The 21,663-nt window shown below is 64.6% G+C and carries 14 protein-coding genes, 2 rRNA genes and 1 pseudogene; 1 reads left to right on the top strand and 16 read right to left on the bottom strand.

From position 1 onward, the window contains the following. Window positions 1-46: 46 nt before the first annotated feature. From QFZ69_RS22225 to QFZ69_RS22190, 8 genes are all read right to left on the bottom strand, one after another. Window positions 47-3,194, bottom strand: a 23S ribosomal RNA gene (locus QFZ69_RS22225). A gap of 507 nt (window positions 3,195-3,701) precedes the next feature. Then, window positions 3,702-5,227, bottom strand: a 16S ribosomal RNA gene (locus QFZ69_RS22220). The 16S and 23S rRNA genes sit together here, the layout of an rRNA operon. 676 nt (window positions 5,228-5,903) lie before the next feature. Beyond that, window positions 5,904-6,209, bottom strand: coding sequence for a 30S ribosomal protein S14 (gene rpsN, locus QFZ69_RS22215; protein WP_043485315.1), 306 nt, complete (start codon window positions 6,207-6,209; stop codon window positions 5,904-5,906). A gap of 4 nt (window positions 6,210-6,213) precedes the next feature. Then, window positions 6,214-6,381, bottom strand: a complete 168-nt coding sequence (gene rpmG, locus QFZ69_RS22210; protein ID WP_164204159.1) for a 50S ribosomal protein L33 — start codon at window positions 6,379-6,381, stop codon at window positions 6,214-6,216. Continuing rightward, a complete protein-coding gene (gene rpmB / locus QFZ69_RS22205) occupies window positions 6,381-6,617 on the bottom strand; it encodes a 50S ribosomal protein L28 (protein WP_011693744.1) in 237 nt (78 codons plus the stop codon). The genes rpmG and rpmB overlap by 1 nt, the downstream gene beginning before the upstream one ends. A 680-nt stretch (window positions 6,618-7,297) precedes the next feature. Next, on the bottom strand, window positions 7,298-8,752 hold the full coding sequence (locus QFZ69_RS22200; protein WP_306914585.1) for a glycoside hydrolase family 1 protein: 1,455 nt from the start codon (window positions 8,750-8,752) through the stop codon (window positions 7,298-7,300). Window positions 8,753-8,851: 99 nt separating this feature from the next. Continuing rightward, entirely contained in the window at window positions 8,852-9,613 is a 762-nt protein-coding gene (locus QFZ69_RS22195; RefSeq protein ID WP_306914583.1) for an SGNH/GDSL hydrolase family protein, read from the bottom strand. A gap of 84 nt (window positions 9,614-9,697) precedes the next feature. After that, window positions 9,698-10,180 carry a MarR family winged helix-turn-helix transcriptional regulator gene (locus QFZ69_RS22190; protein ID WP_306914581.1) on the bottom strand — a complete coding sequence of 161 codons (483 nt, stop codon included), beginning with the start codon at window positions 10,178-10,180 and terminating at the stop codon, window positions 9,698-9,700. Window positions 10,181-10,281: 101 nt separating this feature from the next. Between QFZ69_RS22190 and QFZ69_RS22185 the strand changes: the two genes are divergently transcribed. Further along, window positions 10,282-10,569 (top strand): YciI family protein, encoded by a 288-nt coding sequence (locus QFZ69_RS22185; RefSeq protein WP_306914580.1) that lies wholly within the window; start codon window positions 10,282-10,284, stop codon window positions 10,567-10,569. Between the two features lie 2 nt (window positions 10,570-10,571). Here the strand turns inward: QFZ69_RS22185 and QFZ69_RS22180 are convergent, their stop codons facing one another. From QFZ69_RS22180 to QFZ69_RS22145, 8 genes and pseudogenes are all read right to left on the bottom strand, one after another. Beyond that, entirely contained in the window at window positions 10,572-11,417 is an 846-nt protein-coding gene (locus QFZ69_RS22180; protein WP_306914578.1) for an SGNH/GDSL hydrolase family protein, read from the bottom strand. A gap of 151 nt (window positions 11,418-11,568) precedes the next feature. Beyond that, window positions 11,569-12,573, bottom strand: a complete 1,005-nt coding sequence (locus QFZ69_RS22175) for a siderophore-interacting protein (protein ID WP_307000492.1) — start codon at window positions 12,571-12,573, stop codon at window positions 11,569-11,571. Between the two features lie 65 nt (window positions 12,574-12,638). After that, entirely contained in the window at window positions 12,639-13,469 is an 831-nt protein-coding gene (locus QFZ69_RS22170; RefSeq protein WP_306914576.1) for an ABC transporter ATP-binding protein, read from the bottom strand. A gap of 1 nt (window position 13,470) precedes the next feature. After that, window positions 13,471-14,562 carry a FecCD family ABC transporter permease gene (locus QFZ69_RS22165; RefSeq protein ID WP_373461920.1) on the bottom strand — a complete coding sequence of 364 codons (1,092 nt, stop codon included), beginning with the start codon at window positions 14,560-14,562 and terminating at the stop codon, window positions 13,471-13,473. Window positions 14,563-14,612: 50 nt separating this feature from the next. Further along, entirely contained in the window at window positions 14,613-15,695 is a 1,083-nt protein-coding gene (locus QFZ69_RS22160; RefSeq protein ID WP_306914572.1) for an iron ABC transporter permease, read from the bottom strand. An 11-nt stretch (window positions 15,696-15,706) separates the two neighbouring features. Next, window positions 15,707-16,768 (bottom strand): iron-siderophore ABC transporter substrate-binding protein, encoded by a 1,062-nt coding sequence (locus QFZ69_RS22155; protein WP_307000440.1) that lies wholly within the window; start codon window positions 16,766-16,768, stop codon window positions 15,707-15,709. Between the two features lie 254 nt (window positions 16,769-17,022). After that, window positions 17,023-17,775 carry a hypothetical protein gene (locus QFZ69_RS22150; RefSeq protein ID WP_306914568.1) on the bottom strand — a complete coding sequence of 251 codons (753 nt, stop codon included), beginning with the start codon at window positions 17,773-17,775 and terminating at the stop codon, window positions 17,023-17,025. A gap of 226 nt (window positions 17,776-18,001) precedes the next feature. After that, a pseudogene (locus tag QFZ69_RS22145) lies at window positions 18,002-21,476 on the bottom strand (ATP-binding protein). Between the last annotated feature and the right edge of the window lie 187 nt (window positions 21,477-21,663).

Below are 21,663 nucleotides of genomic sequence, written 5' to 3'. Positions count from 1 at the left end.
TCTTCATGGTGTGAACGTCTTTTGAATCCGTTCACGGAGAGAGTGTGTGGTGTAAGTTATCGGCCTATTAGTACCGGTCAGCTTCACGAGTCGTTAGTCCTCGCTTCCACATCCGGCCTATCAACCCAGTGGTCTGGCTGGGGGCCTCTCACACACAAGGTGTATGGAAATCTCATCTCGAAGCGAGCTTCCCGCTTAGATGCTTTCAGCGGTTATCCCATCCGAACGTAGCTAATCAGCGGTGCACTTGGCAGTACAACTGACACACCAGAGGTTCGTCCGTCCCGGTCCTCTCGTACTAAGGACAGCCCTTCTCAAATTTCCTGCGCGCGCAGCGGATAGGGACCGAACTGTCTCACGACGTTCTAAACCCAGCTCGCGTACCGCTTTAATGGGCGAACAGCCCAACCCTTGGGACCTACTCCAGCCCCAGGATGCGACGAGCCGACATCGAGGTGCCAAACCATGCCGTCGATATGGACTCTTGGGCAAGATCAGCCTGTTATCCCCGAGGTACCTTTTATCCGTTGAGCGACGGCCATTCCACAATGTACCGCCGGATCACTAGTCCCGACTTTCGTCCCTGCTCGAGATGTCTCTCTCACAGTCAAGCTCCCTTGTGCACTTACACTCGACACCTGATTGCCAACCAGGCTGAGGGAACCTTTGGGCGCCTCCGTTACTTTTTAGGAGGCAACCGCCCCAGTTAAACTACCCATCAGGCACTGTCCCTGACCCGGATTACGGGCCGAAGTTAGATGTCCAAAGTGACCAGAGTGGTATTTCAACGATGACTCCACCCGAACTGGCGTCCGGGCTTCAACGTCTCCCACCTATCCTACACAAGCCACTCCGAACACCAATACCAAACTATAGTAAAGGTCTCGGGGTCTTTCCGTCCTGCTGCGCGTAACGAGCATCTTTACTCGTACTGCAATTTCGCCGAGTTTATGGTTGAGACAGCGGGGAAGTCGTTACTCCATTCGTGCAGGTCGGAACTTACCCGACAAGGAATTTCGCTACCTTAGGATGGTTATAGTTACCACCGCCGTTTACTGGGGCTTGAATTCTCAGCTTCGCCTTGCGGCTAACCGGTCCTCTTAACCTTCCAGCACCGGGCAGGAGTCAGTCCGTATACATCGTCTTGCGACTTCGCACGGACCTGTGTTTTTAGTAAACAGTCGCTTCCCCCTGGTCTCTGCGGCCCCTGCACGCTCCGGACAGCAAGTGTCCATCACGATGGGGGCCCCCCTTCTCCCGAAGTTACGGGGGCATTTTGCCGAGTTCCTTAACCATAATTCTCTCGATCGCCTTAGTATTCTCTACCTGATCACCTGTGTCGGTTTGGGGTACGGGCGGCTAAAACCTCGCGTCGATGCTTTTCTCGGCAGCATAGGATCACCGAATCCCCCCATACGGGGGTCCCATCGGGTCTCAGGCATCATGAACGGCGGATTTGCCTACCGTTCGCCCTACATCCTTAGACCGGGACAACCATCGCCCGGCTCGGCTACCTTCCTGCGTCACACCTGTTAATACGCTTGCCTCCCGGGATCAGGTCCCGCGCTCCACCAAAACCCTTCCACCACAAGGGCGGTCGGGCAGGTTTCGGGCGGTTAGTATCCCCCGTTCAGCATGGGCGGTTTTTCGCCGGTACGGGAATATCAACCCGTTGTCCATCGACTACGCCTGTCGGCCTCGCCTTAGGTCCCGACTTACCCAGGGCAGATTAGCTTGACCCTGGAACCCTTGATCATTCGGCGGACGGGTTTCTCACCCGTCTTTCGCTACTCATGCCTGCATTCTCACTCGTGTAGGCTCCACCGCTGGTTTACACCGCGACTTCACTGCCCACACGACGCTCCCCTACCACTCCAGACGCCTGAACCAACCCCACAACGGGGGCGGCTTGGCTATCATCTGAAATCCACAACTTCGGCGGTGTACTTGAGCCCCGCTACATTGTCGGCGCGGAATCACTTGACCAGTGAGCTATTACGCACTCTTTTAAGGATGGCTGCTTCTAAGCCAACCTCCTGGTTGTCTTCGCAACTCCACATCCTTTCCCACTTAGCACACGCTTAGGGGCCTTAGTTGGTGGTCTGGGCTGTTTCCCTCTCGACTATGAAGCTTATCCCCCACAGTCTCACTGCTGCGCTCTCACTTACCGGCATTCGGAGTTTGGCTGACGTCAGTAACCTTGTAGGGCCCATTAGCCATCCAGTAGCTCTACCTCCGGTAAGAAACACGCAACGCTGCACCTAAATGCATTTCGGGGAGAACCAGCTATCACGAAGTTTGATTGGCCTTTCACCCCTACCCACAGCTCATCCCCTCCATTTTCAACTGAAGTGGGTTCGGTCCTCCACGACGTCTTACCGTCGCTTCAACCTGGCCATGGGTAGATCACTTCGCTTCGGGTCTAGATCACGCCACTGCAACGCCCTATTCAGACTCGCTTTCGCTACGGCTTCCCCACACGGGTTAACCTCGCGACGTAACACTAACTCGCAGGCTCATTCTTCAAAAGGCACGCCGTCACCCCAACACAGCAAGCTGCGGAGGCTCCGACGGATTGTAAGCACACGGTTTCAGGTACTGTTTCACTCCCCTCCCGGGGTACTTTTCACCTTTCCCTCACGGTACTGGTCCGCTATCGGTCATTAGGGAGTATTTAGGCTTATCAGGTGGTCCTGACAGATTCACACGGGATTTCTCGGGCCCCGTGCTACTTGGGATACTTCACCAGGCGGTACACAACATTTCGGTTACGGGGCTCACACCCTCTCTGGCCGGCCTTTCAAGACCGTTCACCTATGCCTGTACTACTCACCTTCTCAGTCCGGCAGAACTGAAGCGGGAAGTCCCACAACCCCGACCATGCAACGCCCGCCGGCTATCACACATGGAACGGTTTAGCCTGATCCGCGTTCGCTCGCCACTACTGACGGAATCACTATTGTTTTCTCTTCCTGCGGGTACTGAGATGTTTCACTTCCCCGCGTTCCCTCCACGCACCCTATGTGTTCAGATGCGGGTCACCAGGCAGCTCGCGCCCCTGGCGGGGTTTCCCCATTCGGACACCCTGGGATCACAGTCCGGTTATCGACTCCCCCAGGCTTATCGCAGATTCCTACGTCCTTCTTCGGCTCCTAATGCCAAGGCATCCACCGTGTGCTCTTAAAAACTTGACCACAAAAGATCAAAAAACTAATTCACGAGAGAACCATGAAAACCATCACCCCGTCCCCGAAGGCACGGAACAACAGATCCAGGTTCATATTCTTGGAAATTGCTTCTTATAAAAGATGCTCGCGTCCACTATGTAGTTCTCAAACAACAACCCCGTACCACACCCCCACACACCAACCCTCCCAAACGGAAGAGCCCCACGTGCATGCCCGGTGCAGCCAGGAAACCAGAAACAAACAAGCCCCGGGAGTCACCTCCCGGTCCTGTTGTCTCAGGACCCAACAGTGTGCCAAACACTAAACCGTCTCCCTCTCCTCCCGGGACCGTTCCAGGACCTGCTCCGAAGAGCCGGTCCGTACTGGGTCAGGAAGAGACGATGACGGCCGCTGTTCGTTGATATTCCACCCGTGAGCACCCGCCGCAGAACAAACGTCTGCGCAACGGGCGTACTCCTGACAAACCCTCCACACTCACATACATGAGGCAAGGTGATTGTAGGTGCTCCTTAGAAAGGAGGTGATCCAGCCGCACCTTCCGGTACGGCTACCTTGTTACGACTTAGTCCCAATCGCCAGTCCCACCTTCGACAGCTCCCTCCCACAAGGGGTTAGGCCACCGGCTTCGGGTGTTACCAACTTTCGTGACTTGACGGGCGGTGTGTACAAGGCCCGGGAACGTATTCACCGCAGCGTTGCTGATCTGCGATTACTAGCGACTCCGACTTCATGGGGTCGAGTTGCAGACCCCAATCCGAACTGAGACCGGCTTTTTGGGATTAGCTCCACCTCACAGTATCGCAACCCTTTGTACCGGCCATTGTAGCATGCGTGAAGCCCAAGACATAAGGGGCATGATGATTTGACGTCGTCCCCACCTTCCTCCGAGTTGACCCCGGCAGTCTCCTATGAGTCCCCGCCATCACGCGCTGGCAACATAGAACGAGGGTTGCGCTCGTTGCGGGACTTAACCCAACATCTCACGACACGAGCTGACGACAACCATGCACCACCTGTAAACCGACCGCAAGCGGGGCGCCTGTTTCCAGGCGTTTCCGGTTCATGTCAAGCCTTGGTAAGGTTCTTCGCGTTGCATCGAATTAATCCGCATGCTCCGCCGCTTGTGCGGGCCCCCGTCAATTCCTTTGAGTTTTAGCCTTGCGGCCGTACTCCCCAGGCGGGGCACTTAATGCGTTAGCTACGGTACGGAAAACGTGGAATGTCCCCCACACCTAGTGCCCAACGTTTACGGCATGGACTACCAGGGTATCTAATCCTGTTCGCTCCCCATGCTTTCGCTCCTCAGCGTCAGTTAATGCCCAGAGACCTGCCTTCGCCATCGGTGTTCCTCCTGATATCTGCGCATTTCACCGCTACACCAGGAATTCCAGTCTCCCCTACATCACTCTAGTCTGCCCGTACCCACCGCAGATCCGGAGTTGAGCCCCGGACTTTCACGGCAGACGCGACAAACCGCCTACGAGCTCTTTACGCCCAATAATTCCGGATAACGCTTGCGCCCTACGTATTACCGCGGCTGCTGGCACGTAGTTAGCCGGCGCTTCTTCTGCAGGTACCGTCACTTTCGCTTCTTCCCTACTGAAAGAGGTTTACAACCCGAAGGCCGTCATCCCTCACGCGGCGTCGCTGCATCAGGCTTGCGCCCATTGTGCAATATTCCCCACTGCTGCCTCCCGTAGGAGTCTGGGCCGTGTCTCAGTCCCAGTGTGGCCGGTCACCCTCTCAGGCCGGCTACCCGTCGTCGCCTTGGTGAGCCATTACCTCACCAACAAGCTGATAGGCCGCGAGTCCATCCAAAACCACAATAAAGCTTTCCACCCCCCACCATGCGATGAGGAGTCATATCCGGTATTAGACCCAGTTTCCCAGGCTTATCCCAGAGTTAAGGGCAGGTTACTCACGTGTTACTCACCCGTTCGCCACTAATCACCGGTGCAAGCACCGGGTCATCGTTCGACTTGCATGTGTTAAGCACGCCGCCAGCGTTCATCCTGAGCCAGGATCAAACTCTCCGTTGAAGTAAAACAAAAACAGACACAACCAACACCCCCGGGAAAACGGGAGAAACCGGCTGCACAAAATTTGAAACCAGCTGTAAAAACCAGACCACACCACGGGGTGGCGGGCCCGGCAAAACAACCAATCCATATAAATAAATTGGTATCAACAAACTTGGCACACTATTGAGTTCTCAAACAACAGACACACCCGGCACCACCACAACATCTCAGCCGTGGATCGCTCCGGAGCAACTTTTCAAACTTACCCGGTTCCAGCCCCCGATGCAAATCCCGCTTCCAGGACCCACACCAGCAACCAAACCAACCCCACCCGAACCCGCAGCGCACAAAACGCCAACCAGATCCTGGCCTTGAAAATTTAGGGGATTGGCCGCCTCCGGTTCCCAGCATTCCCGCTGGTCTCCCTCTCGGCGACTTAGAAAACAATACACCCACCCAACCCCCAGCGCAACTCCACCCCGTGAGCGCTCGGTCACCGCAGCTGACCGCACCGCTGACCGCACCGACGGCCGCACCGATGGCCGGGAGGTGTACTCCCATCACCGTCCGGCCGCCGCCCCGTCAGGGCTCAATCCACGCCGGACGCCGTCGGGCCGGCTGGCTTAAACACGAAGAGGCCGGCACCCACACGGGTGCCGGCCTCTCTCAAGCCACTGGCTTCAGGAGTGCTGAATTACCAGGAAGACTTCGTGATGCCCGGGAGCTCACCGCGGTGAGCCATGTCGCGGAAGCGAACACGGGAGATGCCAAACTTCTGGAAGGTACCGCGCGGACGGCCATCGATGATGTCGCGGTTACGCAGACGTACCGGCGAGGCATTGCGGGGCAGTTTCTGCAGGCCGAGGCGAGCAGCTTCGCGTGCTTCGTCGGTTGAGTTGGGATCAACCAGAGCCTTCTTCAGTTCGAGGCGCTTTGCAGCGTAACGCTCGACGATGACTTTACGCTGTTCGTTCTTAGCGATCATTGACTTCTTAGCCATGTGTTTAGCGCTCCTCTCGGAATTCGACGTGCTGGCGGATTTTGGGGTCGTACTTCTTCAGAACCATGCGGTCCGGGTTGTTACGACGGTTCTTGCGCGTCACGTAGGTGTAACCCGTGCCCGCGGTCGACTTGAGCTTGATGATCGGACGTACGTCCTTGTCCTTTGCCACTAGAGCTTCACTCCTCGTGCCAGGATGGCGGCTACGACTACGTCGATGCCACGCACGTCGATGGTTTTGATGCCACGTGCAGAGACCTGCAGGGTGACATTACGGCGCAGGGACGGAACCCAGTAGCGCTTCTTCTGGATGTTCGGGTCGAACCGACGCTTGTTGCGACGGTGCGAGTGCGAAATGCTGTGTCCAAAGCCCGGCTCGGCTCCGGTCACCTGGCAGTGTGCTGCCATGACGACTCTCCTAAAAATAAATGAACCGGTTGGCGGAGTTCCCGCCTAACCGTGCGACAGGCAGCGTCCGCGTCCAGCCCCCACATTTTTCCTCGGCCCCAAAGTTCAGGCTGCCGGCGCAAACCGGCTGTCGTCCTCACTGCGGCGAAGATTGTGGGCCACGGTCACGGGCGGCGGAATCCTTTCGGAAAGCCGCTGCGAAGTGCCGGGATACTGGGCGAATACAGGAGTGCCCGCAACTTGAGCCCCTAACTACCGGCCATCAGGACTGTCGTTTCTGCTGACAAATCCCGCCAACCGGAGCAATTGCACACGCTCCGCGCCACCTAGCGCCTACCAAGTCTACGAGCTTGGCGATTTAAAGACCAATCCACCATTGCGGGGTGTATAAGGGCCGGCGGCAAGAATCCCAATGTCGGCGCCGATCACAAGCATTTTTCCGCGCTGGCCACGTCGGCTCGGCGGAGCGTGGGGACCCATGTCTGGACGGCCGGTGCGGGCCGGGCCGACTTCGTCCAGGTGTCGGTGGCCGCCCTGGACATTGTCACCGCCGACATTACTGGCGACGCGATTGTGGCCGGCGGCCGCCCGATCTCGACCGTGCCACGGACGTCTGGGAAGCGAAGTGCTTGCCATTGCCGATGGGGGCTGCTTGGGACACTGGGCTTTCGGGCGTCGAGCTAGGCGGGCTGCAGTCCCGGCTCAGCCGGCAACGCGTTTTGCGCGGCGACTCCGGCGTACCAGCGGCCGCTGGCCTTGGGGATGCGCTGCTGGGATTCATAGTCCACCCGCACCAGCCCAAAACGCTGGTAGTAGCCGTAGGCCCATTCAAAGTTGTCCATCAGGGACCACGCCAAGTATCCGCGCACATCCACCCCGTCGGCCAATGCCGCGTGGAGGGCTCGAAGGTGGACGTCGAAGAAGGCGAGGCGCTCCTGGTCATCGACGAAGCCGGCTGCATCGGGGACGTCCTCGTAGGCAGCCCCGTTCTCGGTGATGTAGATCGGAATGCCGGCCGGTCCCGTGTAGTCCTGCTGCACCCGGTTCAGCAACCGCCGGAGGCCGTCGGGCTGGACTTCCCAACCCATTCCGGTGACCGGCAGGCCCCGCGGCACGGAATGTGCGCCGTCGGCGGCGACAAAGGGCGACGGCTGCGGGGCGGCAAAGGGCGACGGCGGCGCGGCGGCCACGGGCGCGGTGGCCGCGGGAGCAGGCGGCGTCTTGGTGACGGCTTCGCCGTGGTAGTAGTTCACTCCGAGCAGGTCGATCGGCTCCGCGATGACTTCCAGGTCGCCCTCGCGGATGACCTCGGCCAGGCCGAGGTGGGCCACGTCCGCCAGCAGATCGGGGGGGTACTCGCCGCGGAACAGCGGGTCCAGGAAGATCCGGTTGGACTGGCCGTCAAGGCGGCGGGCGGCGTCGCGGTCCCCCTCGTCGGCGGGGTCCACCGGGTCGACGACGTTGAGGTTGAGGGTGATGCCGAGCTTTGCCTCCGGGTCCCGGGCGCGCAGCCGCTGCGTTGCCAGGCCGTGGCCCAGCAACAGGTGGTGGGCGGCGGCGAGCGCCGCGGCCGGTTCCGTCCGCCCCGGTGCGTGGACTCCGGCGGCGTAACCCAGGAACGCGGAGCACCATGGCTCGTTCAGGGTGGTCCAAATGCGGACGCGGTTGCCCAGCGCCTCGTGCATCACCGCCGCGTACTCGGCGAAGCGTTCCGCAGTGTCGCGGTTGGCCCAGCCGCCCTCGTCCTCCAGGGCCTGCGGCAGGTCCCAGTGGTACAGGGTCAGCCAGGGTGTGATGCCTGCAGCCAGCAGCTCGTCGACCAGCCGGGAGTAGAACCGGATGCCGTCCGGGTTGGGCGTCACGCCGTCAGGCATGCACCGTGCCCACGACGTGGAGAAGCGGTAGGCCTTCAGGTTCAGTTCCTGCATCAGGGCAACGTCCTGCGTCGAGCGGTGGTAATGGTCGCAGGCCACTTCGCCGTTATGGGCATCGGCGACGGCGCCGGGCCTGCGCGCGAAAACATCCCAGATGGAGTCCCGCCGGCCCTCTTCGTGGGCGGCCCCCTCGATCTGGTACGCGGCCGTTGCCGCGCCCCAGAGAAAGCCTTCGGGAAATTCGAGTGGCAGGGTGCTCATCTTTGAACTGCTCCTTGTGTGATTTGAAGACCAGTTGAGTAGTAGTCCACAAAGTGTGCCATCCGGGACCATGGCCCGGCTCCCTGGGCTGAGCGACCTCTAAAGGTGAGTGAGCTGGCCGTACCGCGGCGTCAGGCCGTCGCCTGAGGACTTCCCGGTGACGCGGCGGACCACCCACGGCGCGGCGAATTCGCGGACCCAGCGTGCGTTCGCGCGGATCGCCTCGGTCCGGCTCAGTTCCGGCACCGGCGTCATGGGCGGGACATCGATCGAATGGTCATGCTCCAGGACGGTCAGGACGCGCTTGGCCATGTTGGCGTGGCCGGCCGCGGACATGTGCATCCGGTCGGTGCCCCACATCCCCCAGTCGTAGTACTCGCTGAAGCGCCAGTAATCCACCAGGAGCGCGCCGTGGTCGCCGGCGATTCCGCGGACCAGTTCGTTGTAGATGGCGGTGCGGCCGCGCGTGGTGCCGAAGATCTTCGAGCCGCGGGAGTCGAATCCGGTGAACATGACAATGGTGGCGCCCGTGGCCTTAAGCTTGCGGATGCCGGCGTCGTAGTCCACCAGCAGATCATCGATGTCGATCCTGGGCCGGAGGATGTCGTTGGCGCCGGCGTAGATGCTCACCAGCGTGGGCTTAAGGGCGACGGCGGCATCCACCTGTTCGGCCATGATCTGGCGGAGCTTCCGGCCGCGGATGGCGAGGTTCGCGTACCCGAAGGCCGGATCCGCGGCGCCGAGCTGTTCTGCCACGCGGTCCGCCCAGCCCCGGACGTTGTTGGGCCGGGTGGCGTCGTCGTCGCCGACGCCTTCCGTGAAGGAGTCTCCAAGGGCCACGTAGCGGGAGCTGAAATCCATGCAGCCAGTCTGCCAGCAGTTGCTCCGAGCGAACAAAGGCGGCCGGAAACGCGCAGTCCCGGTGCCCCATCGTGCTGCGCGCTGCTACTGGCTTTCGCGCAGGATCCAGTGGTCGTCGTCGAGGCGGGCCACGATCTTCTCGCCGATCCGGGCCAGGTCGGCGATGTCGTCCTCGCTGAGGGCATCAAGGAACAGCGACCGGACCGCCTCGACGTGCCCGGGCGCGAGCTGCTCGATGGTGGCCATGCCGGCGTTCGTGAGGTGGGCCGTGGTGACCCTGGCATCTCCCGGATGCTGGCGGCGTTCCACCCAGCCACGGTTCTGCAGCTTGGTGACCACATGTGAAAGCCGGGACAGGGAGGCACTCGTGCGCGCGGCGAGTTCGCTCATGGGCAGGAACCGCTCATCCGCCTCGGAGAGCATCGCCAGCACGTTGTAGTCAAAAAGGGAGAGCTTTCCCGCACCGTGCAGCTGGGTGTCCAGGGCCGCCGGCAGCAGCGTATTGATGCTCAGCTGGGCCAGCCAGGCCCGGCGTTCCTCGGCGTTGAGCCAGCGCGGTTCGGTCATGGGTCCATTCTAGGAGTCTTGAAGCTTGACCGTTCAACCGAGGGACTGATCTCGCCAATCGGTCCGGGGGCGTGCGGCTAAGCAGGCGGTACGCTGACCGTATGTACGTCGTCTCCCTGACCTATAGGGTCCCCGAAGAGATCGTTGAATTTCATCTCCCCGCGCACGTTGCGTGGCTGCAGACGGCCTTCGACGAGGGCGTCTTTCTGGTCGCGGGGCGGAAGATCCCGCGTACGGGCGGGCTGCTGCTCTCCAACACCGACCGGGCGGCCCTTGACGCCTCGCTGGCCAAGGATCCGTTCTACATCAACGGAGTGGCCGACTTCGAGGTCATGGAGTTCCACGCCAACCGGGTCGCCCCGGGCTACGAGAACCTGCTGGACGGCTAGCGTCACCGCCGGCGCTGTTCCGGCGCTTCACCTACAGTCAGTTTCTTTAGTCCCTTCCGCGGGACCCGGACGGGTTCCGGCCAGCGCGGAGTCAGATGATCCCCGAGAGTGACGCCGCGGAGTTTGCGCCCAAAGAGCGGAAGCACCCAGTCATGCACCCAGCGCCGCTGCCGGCGTTCCCAATGCCGGAACCCCTGCCGGGCGGGGACATCCCGTTCCTTGGGTTTGATTTTGTGCGGCACTCCGAGCTGGTCGAGGACCTGCCCGGCGAGATACCTGTGGCCCGCCTTGGACATGTGCAGCCGGTCCGTATCCCACATCCGCGGGTCATGGAACGCGTCAAAGCACCAGTAGTCCACCAGCACGGCTTCGTGGCGGACCGCCATTTCGCGGACACGCTGGTTGTAGACGGCGTTGCGCCTCTTCAGCGGTTCAAGCAGGGGTGAGATCTTGACGTCAAAGCCCGTGAACAGCACCACGGTGGCCCCGCTCGCGGCCAGCGTGGCGACGAGGGTTTCGTAGTCCTTCATGAGGGCGTCGATGTCGGTCCCGAAATCCAGGATGTCGTTTCCGCCCGCGTATAAGGTGACGAGCGTCGGTCCCATGGCCAGCGCCGGTTGCAACTGCTCGGCGATGACGTGACGCAATCGCCTGCTGCGGATTGCAAGGTTGGCGTACTCCCATCCCGGTTCCGCCTTGGCCAGCTTCTCCGCCACCCGGTCCGCCCAGCCACGCACGCCGTTGGGCAGCCGGGGGTCGTAGTCACCCACCCCCTCCGTAAAGGAATCCCCCAAGGCAACATAGAGGCGTCGGGCGCCCGGGCCCGGGTTCAGAAGGTTCTCGGCCACGGCGCCACCCTAGTCAGCCCAACGGGCCAGCAGGAAACGGCGGGGTAAACGATAGGAGGCGCAGGGGTGAGCCATGCTGAACGGTCGCCGCCGGTGCTTTGCGTAGGAGCGCATCGCCGCCCAGAGCCGGGCGAGGCCGCAGGGAACCGACTCAGAGCTCGGCCTTGCCCTGCCGCCAGTAGCCCATGAACGCCACCTGTTTCCGGTCGATCCCCACGTCCCGGACCAGGTAGCGGCGCATGTCCTTGATGGCCCCCGCTTCACCGGCAAGCCAGGCATAAAACGGCAGGGCACCGGCGGGTGTGTCCGGGTTCCTGCCGGCGCCGATAGCCGCCGCGCCCATCCGGGCCGGAGTCTCCCAGAGGATTTCCTGGTCCACGTCGACGTCCTCGGGCTCGGGTCCGGCTGCCCGCTCCGGAGCCCTGATGCCTACCCAGCCCGGAAGCGGCACTGCAGCGCGGACCGCTTCCTGCAGGAGCTGGCCGTGCGGAACCAGGCCTGCGGCGGCACCGCGCGCAAGCCAGGTGATGTCGACGTCGGCCGCTGTCCTCAGCTCCTGGAAGTCGCTGCTTTCGGGGACCTCCAGGATGGCGTGCCCGCTCATATAGTCCGGGAGGCTCTCGAGGATGGCACTGATGGCGGGGACCGCTGTCTCGTCGCCGGCCAGCAGCACGCGCTGGGCCAGGCCGGGCCGCCATTCGATGCCCGAGTAGTGTCCTGCGGTCACGCAGTGTGCGGCCCTGTTGTTGGGCCCGATAAGGATGAGGGTGTCCCCCGGGCTGGCACGCAGTGCCCAGTTGGCTGCCGGCCCGCCGTTGCCGGCGTCGTCAACGTGCAGGACGAAGTCGACGTCGATCTCCGGGTAGACAGCGTCGAGGCGCTCCCGGCGCACCGTGTAGGTCCGCATGGAGCCCCGGGCGCCCGGGTCCCGGGCGAGCCAGTCCTGGTACCACCCCGTCTGTTCGGTCCGGAATTCGGGCAGCGGGAGCGCGCTGCCGTCTTCGGCCAGGGACGGGATCATGAGCTTGATCCGCAGATCCAGTGTGTTGCCGTGCACGCCGAAGTCCCGCAGCGAGTAGCCGCCGAACGTGATCCGGCGGAAAGTCGGCGTGAGTTGCTGGACGGCCGTGACCTGGACTTCGAACGCCATGGTCATCGGTTCGGCGGCGGATTGCCGTGCCGGCTCGGTGCGGACAGTGCGGAGGGTGCTGTTGGCTGCGGTCATGAGATCAGCTCCAGGGACGTTGTTGCGGCGGGGGTGGAATAGGCGTGGTGGCGGCCCAGCGGGATGATCAGTGGCGCTCCGGAGACCGGGTCCGGGGCCACCCGGCAGTCCAGGCCGAAGACGTCCTTCACCATGTTTTCGGTGACCACCTCGCGGGCGGCGCCTTCGGCCACGATCCGTCCACTCTTCATGGCGATGACATGGTCCGCGTACCGGGCGGCGAGGTTGAGGTCGTGCAGCACGATCACCACGGTGGTGCCGCGCTCACGGTTGAGATCGGTGATGAGGTCCAGGACCTCCACCTGGTGGGCGAGATCCAGGTAGGTGGTCGGCTCGTCCAGGAGCAGCACCTCGGTTTCCTGGGCGAGCGCCATCGCGATCCACACGCGCTGGCGCTGCCCGCCGGAGAGCTCATCCACGTTCCGGTCGGCGAGCTCCAGGATGTCGGTCGCGGCCAGGGCTCGCTGCACGGCGCATTCGTCCTCCACGGACCAGGACCGGAAGAAGCCCTGATGCGGATAGCGGCCGCGGCCCACGAGGTCGCGGACCGTGATGCCGTCCGGCGCCGTCGGATGCTGCGGGAGCAGCCCCAGGCTGCGCGCGAGCTGGCGGGCGGGCCGGGCATGGATGTCCGTGCCGTCCAGCGTCACCGTGCCGGAGGCGGGCTTGAGCAACCGGGACAGGCCTCGCAGCAACGTGGATTTCCCGCAGGCGTTGGCGCCGACGATCATGGTGATTTTGCCCGGCGGGATCTCGGCGGTCAGCCCCTCGATGACAGTGCGTTGACCGTACGTGAGTGTCAGGCCGGCGGTGTGCAAGACTGCCATTTCAGGCGTCCTTTCGGTTGGAGCTGACCAGCAGCCAGAGCAGGAAGGGCGCGCCGAGCGCACCCGTGACCACGCCGACCGGCAGGACGGTGCCGTCAAGCAGCAGCGGGGCGATGTTGACGGCAAGAAAATCCGCAGCGAGGACGATCAGCGCCCCGGTCAAGGCGGCCGCCGGGAGGCTGGCTTGGCGGACAAAGCGCCGGGCGATCGGCCCCGCGAGGAAGGCGACGAAGGCCACCGGGCCGGCTGCCGCCGTCGCCGCCGCAGCGAGGGCGACGGCGGTGATCACGACGGCCAGGCGGGTACTCCCGACCCGCACGCCGAGGCCCGCGGCGGCATCGTCGCCGAGTTCAAGGATCCGCAGCCGCCCGGCAAGGAACGCCACGGCCGGGACCAGGACGAGCAACGCCAGCCCGAGGACCCCGGCCCGGTCCCAGCTCGCGGCGTTCAGCGAGCCGTTAAGCCAGATCAGCGCGTCGGCGGCCGTGCGGATGTCCGCCCGGGTCATCAGGAAGCTGACCACGGCCTGGAGCGCGGCGGCAATCCCGATCCCGGCCAGAATCAGCCGGCTGCCGGCAGCATCACCCCGCCCCCCGGAGACCACGCCGGAGCCCAGACGCCCGCCGCGGGAAATGCCGTAGATGAGCGCGGCAACGCCGAGCGCACCGGCCAGGGCGGCGCCGGATACGACGGCACCGGAGGCCCCGAAGAGCACGATTGCGGTGACGGCGGCGGCGCTTGCCCCGTAGCTGATGCCGATCACGTCGGGGCTGGCCAGGGGGTTGCGCAGCATCGTCTGGAACAGTCCGCCGGAGAGGCCGAAGGCGGCGCCGATCAGCGCCCCGGTCACCGCCCGCGGCAGCTTGTTCTCCATCACGATGAAGCTTGCGCCGGGGATCTTGGGTCCGCCGGTGAAGTGGGCGGTGAGAATCCGGAAGAAGTCGTGGAGGGTGACGGTGTAACTGCCCAGCAGAACGCCCGCGGCGAAGAGGACCACGACGGCGAGCGCCAGCACGGCCGTGCGGCTGCGGAAGGCGCCGCGAGCTGACAGATAACGCCAATGCCGGCGCGCGGCACTGCCGCGAATTGTCATCCCGGCGGAGGTAGCGACCGGGACGGGGGGCGTGGTGCCGGATACGGTCTTCACAGGCCGGCCCCCTTCCCGCGCCGGACCAGCCACACGAACACGGGCCCGCCCACGAGGGCAGTCATGATTCCGGCGGGAACCTCACCCGGGAGCAGGATCACGCGGCCTGCCACGTCGGCCGCCAGCAGCAGCGCCGGGGCCAGGATCATCGACAGCGGCAGGATCCAGCGGTAGTCCGGGCCGCTCAGGAAGCGTACCGCGTGCGGAATGACGAGGCCCACGAACCCGATGGGCCCCGCCAGCGCGGTTGCCGAGCCGCACAGCAGGACAATCCCCAGCGCGGTGACCCCGCGGACTACGCCCACCCGCTGGCCCAGGCCGCGGGCAATATCGTCGCCCAGGGCCAGGCTGTTCAGGATCCGCCCGGTGGCGAGCACAATCCCCGCGCCGAGCATCAGGAACGGCACACCCGGAAGCACCACCGACCAGTCACGGCCCGCGATACCGCCCACCTGCCAGAACCGGAATCGGTCCAGCGTGTCCTGGCTGGAGACCAGGATGACGTTCATCAGCGAGAAGAGTCCCGCACTCAACGCGGCGCCGGCGAGGGCGAGCTTTACCGGTGTCGCGCCGTCCCTGCCGAGCGAAGCGATGAGGTAGACGACGGCGGCAGCGGCCGCGGCACCGATGAACGCGAACCAGATGTAGCCCGTCAGCGAGGAAATGCCGAACACGTAGATACCGGTGACAACGGCCAACGCGGCGCCGGCATTGACACCCATGATGCCCGGATCCGCCAGGGGATTCCGGGCGACGCCCTGCATGGCGGCTCCTGCCAGTCCCAGCGCAGCCCCGGCGAGCAGGCCCAGGACGGTCCGCGGGAGGCGCGCGTGCACCACGGCGTGGTCGCCGTTGGCCGGGTCGAACCGCGTCAGCGCCTGCCACACGATGTCCGGTGCCAGGCCGCGGGCTCCGACCGCCAGGGACGCGGCGGTCACTAGAACCAGGACGACGACGGCGGCCAGCAGCCAAGCGGGACGGCTGCTGCGGTTGGCGGCCGGACGACCCCGCCCGCCAACCGCGGCGGCTGCGGGTGCGGCCAGGGCGGGCAGGGCCGCCGTCGTCGTTCTTGGATTCATGGGTGCGGTGGCTACTTCGCTGCTTTGTCGGCCGCGCTGGCCAGTTGCGGCAGGAAGGTGTCCAGGGACCACGGCAGGCTCAGCGGCGAGGAGGCGGAGATGGACAGCGTGAGCGTGTTGTCCGAGTCGGCCACGAGGGCGCCGCTCTTGATGGCGGGGATCTGGCCCAGCAGCGGGTCGGCCTGGATGGAGCCGACGGTGCCGGCGTCCGGGACCCAGGTCACAAAGATGTCGGACTCGAGCTCGTTGGCCTTCTCCGCGGACCAGGGGATGAAGAACTCCGCGGAGCCCTTGGAATTCTCTTCAACGACCGGTGCAAGCTTCATGCCGAGAGAGTCGAGGAAGCGGGGCCGGTTGTCGTTGGCAGTGTAGACATTGACGCCGTCGCTCTTGGCGGGCTCCAGGTTGCCGTAGATGTAGGTCTTGCCGGCCAGCTGCGGGTACGCGGAAACCTTGTCCTTGATGGTGGCTTCGGTGTCGGCGATCAGCTTCGTGGCCTCCGCTTCCTTGCCGAGGGCGGTACCGATCATGCTGGTCGTTTCCTGCCAGGGTGTGCCGTACGCGATGTCCGGGTACGCGACCACCGGGGCGATTTCACTGAGTTTCTTGTAGTCCTCTTCTTTCAGGCCGGAGTAAGCGCCCAGGATGACATCGGGGTTGAGCTTGGCGATTTCGGTGAAGTTGACGCCGTCTGCCTCGGAGAACTGGACCGGAGCCGCGTCCGAGCCGAAGCCCGCGCCGAGCTTTTCGAGCGCGGCATCCTTCCACGGCGTGGAACCAAGATCGTTGCCGCCCCACTCGTTCTTCGGGAGGCCCACCGGGACGACGCCGAGGGCGATCGCAACATCGTCGTTAACCCAGGAAACAGTGACGACGCGCTTGGGCTGTTCCGGGACGGTGGTTTCGCCGAAAACGTGCTTGATGGTCACGGGGAATTCCGAACTGGCCGTCTGCGCGGCGGAACCGGCCGGTGCGGAGGCGGCCGGACCGGTGGAGCAGGCGCTGAGCGTGAGGACGGCGGCGGCCAGCACGGCGGCCGTCTTGGCGGCGGCACTCTTTCGGGCTTCGCCCAATACGCCGCGGCGGGCGGAGGCAGCCGGCAGGGCCCGTGTAAACAGGGGTGGTCATGAAGATCCTTAGGTCAATGATGCGAACCCAAGTAAGGCTAGCCTATCCTTCTGTAGATTAAGGAAGGATCTCGTAACGTAATTGTTTCGATCGGCACGAGTGCCGTTCTTCGGGCAACCGGCTTTCCGCGCCACCCGGGCAGGCAGCCCGGCCGGCCGGGCTCGTCGCGTGCAGTTCCGACAAGCCCAGCCGGCGGCGGTCAGCGGTAGGAGACGCTCAGCAGCAGCGCCTTGAGGGCCTGCCCCTCGGCGCCTGCCAGCCAAGACTTGGCCGCCGCGTCACTGGCGAAGGGCTTTTCGATGAAGTGGACGTCGGCCACCAGAACGCCGTGCGCCGTGCGGATGATGCCGTCGAGTGCCATCTCCGCGCCGGGAATCGGAGCGCCGGCCGTCAGGTGCATGCGGTACGTCGCAAGGTCATTGACCCGGTCCACGTAAAACGAGTACCGGGCCGCCGGCGCAGGCTGGCCCTGCAGTCCCGGAACGGGCACAGATTCGAAGACCGTCCTGGTCACGGGGCTCGTCACCCCGTCGGCAATCTGCCCGGAGTACACCGTGGCTTGCCTGGTTCCGGCGGCGTCATAAACAGTGGCCGTTCCCACGAAGGGCGAGCCTCCCGCATCGAAAAGCTCCACCCGCCAGTCAGCCGGGTGCTTGAAGGACACGTGACCGTCCGGAAAAGTGTACGTCACCAGGCCGTTCGGAGCGGGAGCGGACGACGGCGGTTCGCCGGCCGCCGCCGTCGGGCTCGTCGCGGCGGGGCCTGCGGTGGCGGGGCCTGCGGTGGCGGGGGCGGCCGTACCCGGGGCAGACGCGGCACTCGCCGATCCGGGCGGGCTGGCGGCGGCCGCGGGCGACGCATTTTCGCCCGAGGCCGCCCCGCAGCCGGTCACGGCAAGGGTTGCGGCAGTTGCGAGGGCGGCGACGAAGGGTGCGCGATGCGAAGAGCGCATGGGATGCCTTTCTTGAGGGCGCCCTCAAGCTCGGCGGGGTGGGAAGCTTGTGCATCGCGGACGGAGAGTTCCGTGATGACCCCGGGTGAAGCGCGGGCGAGGAGTTGATGTTCAAAAGAGTCGCACGCCCCTGCGCAGCCGCACCAGAGCTTCACCAGTAAATCCATCGATTTGTTATATTTTTCGTCAGAAAGCAGATAACACTCGATACCCAGGGCGGATCAGGTCAGCGGAGGACGATGTCCACCGGGTTTGCCTCGGAACGCCAGCTTCCCTTGGCCCCTCCGCGCGGACCGATCACAGGAGCGGTAAGCACCCCGGAGCGGTTGGTGCGCTTGTCCCGCAGGATCTCCGTGACCGAGCCGAGGTGCCGGGACAGGTCAATCACGTTCTCCGGGGCAGCCAGCAGCAGCTGGAAGCCGAACTCGTGCAGCGCCTTGATACCGGCACCGGCGAACTCCTCGGACGCGAGGACAAAGGCCTCGTCCATCATCACGGTCCCGTAGGTGGTGAAGCCCTGTTCGGCGATGCCCAGCTGGTAGCTCAGCGCGGCCGCCATGATGAACGCGGTGAAACGCTGGCGCTCACCGCCTGACATCGAACCGGTGTCGGCATGCATGAACACCTCGGTTTTCCTGGAGCCCTTCGCCGGACCCTTGGCGCCGCTGACCTGCAGCTCGCGGTGCTCCTTGCACTGGATGAAAAGGTGTCCGCGGACATCCAGCACCTCGGCACGCCACCGGCGGTCCTCCGGAGTCTGCGAGCCCAGCCGCTTCACCAGCGTTTCGAGCGACTTGTAACGGCTGCCGAGCTCGGCGTCGCCGTCGGTGTCCGCCCCGGAAGCCGGGGCAGCGGCCTTCCCCGGACGCGAGTGGCGGACTTTGAGCGCGTTCTGGATGGCGTCCTTGAACTGCTTGGCCGTGGCGGGAAGGGTCTGCTTGATGTCGAGTTCCAGGAAACTGCCCTCGTGGAAGTTCACCCCGGACAGGATCCCGTTGAGCGGCAGGATGCGGCTGCTGATGGAACGGCGCTCCTCGTCCAGCAGATGCAGCAGGGTGCTGAAGGACTCATGCGTGCGCTGGTTGAAGAACTGGCGGAACTCGGACTCCTGCGCGGGCAGCCCGTCGCTGACGATCGCGTGGTAGCGGGACTCGAACTCCCCCGCGGCGCCGATGGACGTTCCGTGGTCCGCGGAGATCGCCGTGCCCCATTCGCGGACGAAGCCCTCGAAGATGCGGGTGAGCCGCTCCGAAGTGGCCTGTCCGCCGGACTCCGCGGCGTGTAGTTCGGCAAGGAGCCGGGTCCGCACCTGGTTGGCGAGATTGTCCAGCTCGTGCATCTCCAGGACGTCGCCGAAGCCAGCGAAGTACGGTTCCAGCGCGGCCACCGTGGCGTCCGACGGCGGCGCCTGCTCCAACCGGCGGCGTGCGGCATCCAGCAGCGCATCGGCAGCCGTGAGCCGCGAATCGAGGGCCTTGTATTCGCTCTGCAGCACAGCCGCGGCCTCGGTGCTGGACTGGTGCTTGTGCCGCGCGGCTTCGATATTGCCGCGCAGGGGCTCCAGGTCGGCCTGCGCCGCGAGGGCATCCTTGAGCCGCTGCCCGATCCGGGCGGGTTCGTCCGCGGCCACGGCGGCCGAGACCTGCTCCCACGTGCGGTGGTCCTCGGCTACCCGGCGCAAGGCCTCGAGCTGCCGGGTCATCCCCTGGTGCGATTCCTCGCGGCTTTGCGCCAATTCGGCGGCCTTGGCGAGTTCCTGCTGCAGGTCCTCGACCTGTCCGGCCACCAGTTCAAGTTTGGCGGCATTGTCGAACCCGAGGACATAGTCCTGACGGGACGTGAAGCGGTCGTCCTTTTCCACGGTGTGGCGGTTGCGCTTGACCACACCGCCCAGGCTTAGGCCCTTGTCCAGCCGGGCGAGCTCATCCGGATCCTCGACGCACGGGTAGGCAAACTCCAGGGCGATCCGTTCGCGGATCCACTCGCCGGCCGCCGAGGCCGGGCCAACGGCGAGAATGTCCAGCTTGCGCAGCAGATCGGTGGGGGCCGCGTCCTCCACGGCCAGCGCGCCGCCCGCGAGCGGTTTCGAGGCGTCCACCGCGCGCAGGGCGCCCCGGACGGAATTATCGTTGAGGTATCGGGTGACGGCGGCGAAATGCTCGCCCGGGACCAGCAGCGTGGTGGCGAGGCTGCGCAGCGCGCGCTCGGCGGCGGGCCGCCACTGCTCCTGCCCCTCGGCGAGATCGATCAGCTCGCCGCCGAACGGCATGTTCTCTTCGGCGACCCCCGTGGCGGCCGCTATGGCGCTCCGGTTTTCAATGCTCGACGGCGGCAGCAGGGACTTGCGCGTCTTCAGCGAGACGAGCTCCTGCTGGGCCGCTGCTAACTCGCGTTTTTTGGTGGCGTGGCCGTCGAAGGCCTCGAAGCGCAGCTCCTTGAGCGCTTCCGAGTCGTCTGCCAGCTCCGCCGAGCGGGTGGCCGCGTGCGCGTGGGCCTGCTTCCAGCCGGCCGCCGTCCACTCCAGTTCCAGGCCGGCGTCGGACAGCGCCTTGCGCGCCGATTCCTCCACCTGCTGGCGGAGCTTGAGCCCCACGCCTGCATTCTCCAGCGACTGCTCGATCGCGGAGATCGCGTTGCCGCCCTGGTTGTTGTAGTCCGCTTCGAGCTCGCGCAACGCCTTGGCCAGGCCGTCCCGGATGCCCCGTTCGGCAGCCAGCTCCTTCGCCTTCGCCTGGGCCAGGTCCTTGAGCCGGGCGAGGGTCTTCGCATGCACGGTGACCGCCAACTGCTGCTTGTAGGCCTCGAATTCCTCGCCGGCGAGGTCCCGCAGCCGGTTCGCGTCGAGCAGGGCCTGGGCGTACTCCTTGTTCAGCGCGGGCACCGGAGCCAGCTGGTCGCGTTGCTGCCGGATGTCCTCAAGGCGCTGCCGGATGGACATCAGGTTGCTGAATTCCTCGACGACGTCGTCCGCGGCGGACAGCGTCGCGGGGGCGTCCAGGACCTGGTCGCGGAAGAAGGTGTTGACGCTTGCCGCCGAGGCCCTTGCCGGCCTGGATGACGCGCAGCAGCGGAAGGGCCTGGTCCGAATTGATGCCCAGCAGCCGCCGGAAGCGTTCCGCGAACGCCTTGTGCACGTCGAAGATCTGCGCGTCCGGGAAGATCGCGTCCAGGGCCGGCCTGGTGAACCGCTTCTCCGCGATGCCCTCGATGGCGGTCAGATCCAGCGGCTTGTTGTCGATCAGGTAGTACCGCCCGACGCTGGACTCCGTGCCGTTCTTCGGCAGGTCGAACAGGGCCGAGACCGTCACCCGGGTGCCGGCGGCGTTATCGAAGGTCAGTGCGACGGCGGACCAGGTGGCGCCGGGACGCTGGAAGGCGCTGGCCGAGCCCTCGCCGACGGCCTTGTCCCCCACCTTCCCGCGCATGTACGTGAACGTGGTCCGTTTGTCCTCCACGGCTCCGCCGGCCCGCTGGGCCGCGGCCTCGTTGGAGCGCGGCCGCGCGTCGAAGACCCGGAGCATCGCGTCGAACAGGGTGGACTTGCCGACGCCGGAATTGCCGGTCAGCAGGGTACCGTTGCGGTCCACGTGCATCGTATGCGCGCCATGGAATGTGCCCCAGTTGACCACCTGGACCAGGGCGAGGCGCATCTGGCCTGGGTTCGTGAGCTCGCCGAGCGGGAGCATGGTTGCGATGCTCACTTGGCGGCCGCCGCTTCCTCAGTGGTTGGCTTGGGAGACGACGACGGCGATGCCGCCCCCGCCCCTTCGCCGCGCCGCTGATCTTCGATCAGCTCAGCGCGCGGCTCCGATAGCGGCCCCGGACTTCCCAATGCTCGCAAGCTCGCATCGGGCCCCTCGTCCGGTCCCTTAGATGCCACTCCCTGGG

It is taken from the genome of Arthrobacter sp. V1I7 (genome assembly GCF_030817015.1).
Taxonomy (GTDB): Bacteria; Actinomycetota; Actinomycetes; order Actinomycetales; family Micrococcaceae; genus Arthrobacter.
The sequence above is the reverse complement of the archived record's forward strand: the minus strand, read 5'-3'. Positions and strand labels throughout refer to the sequence as shown.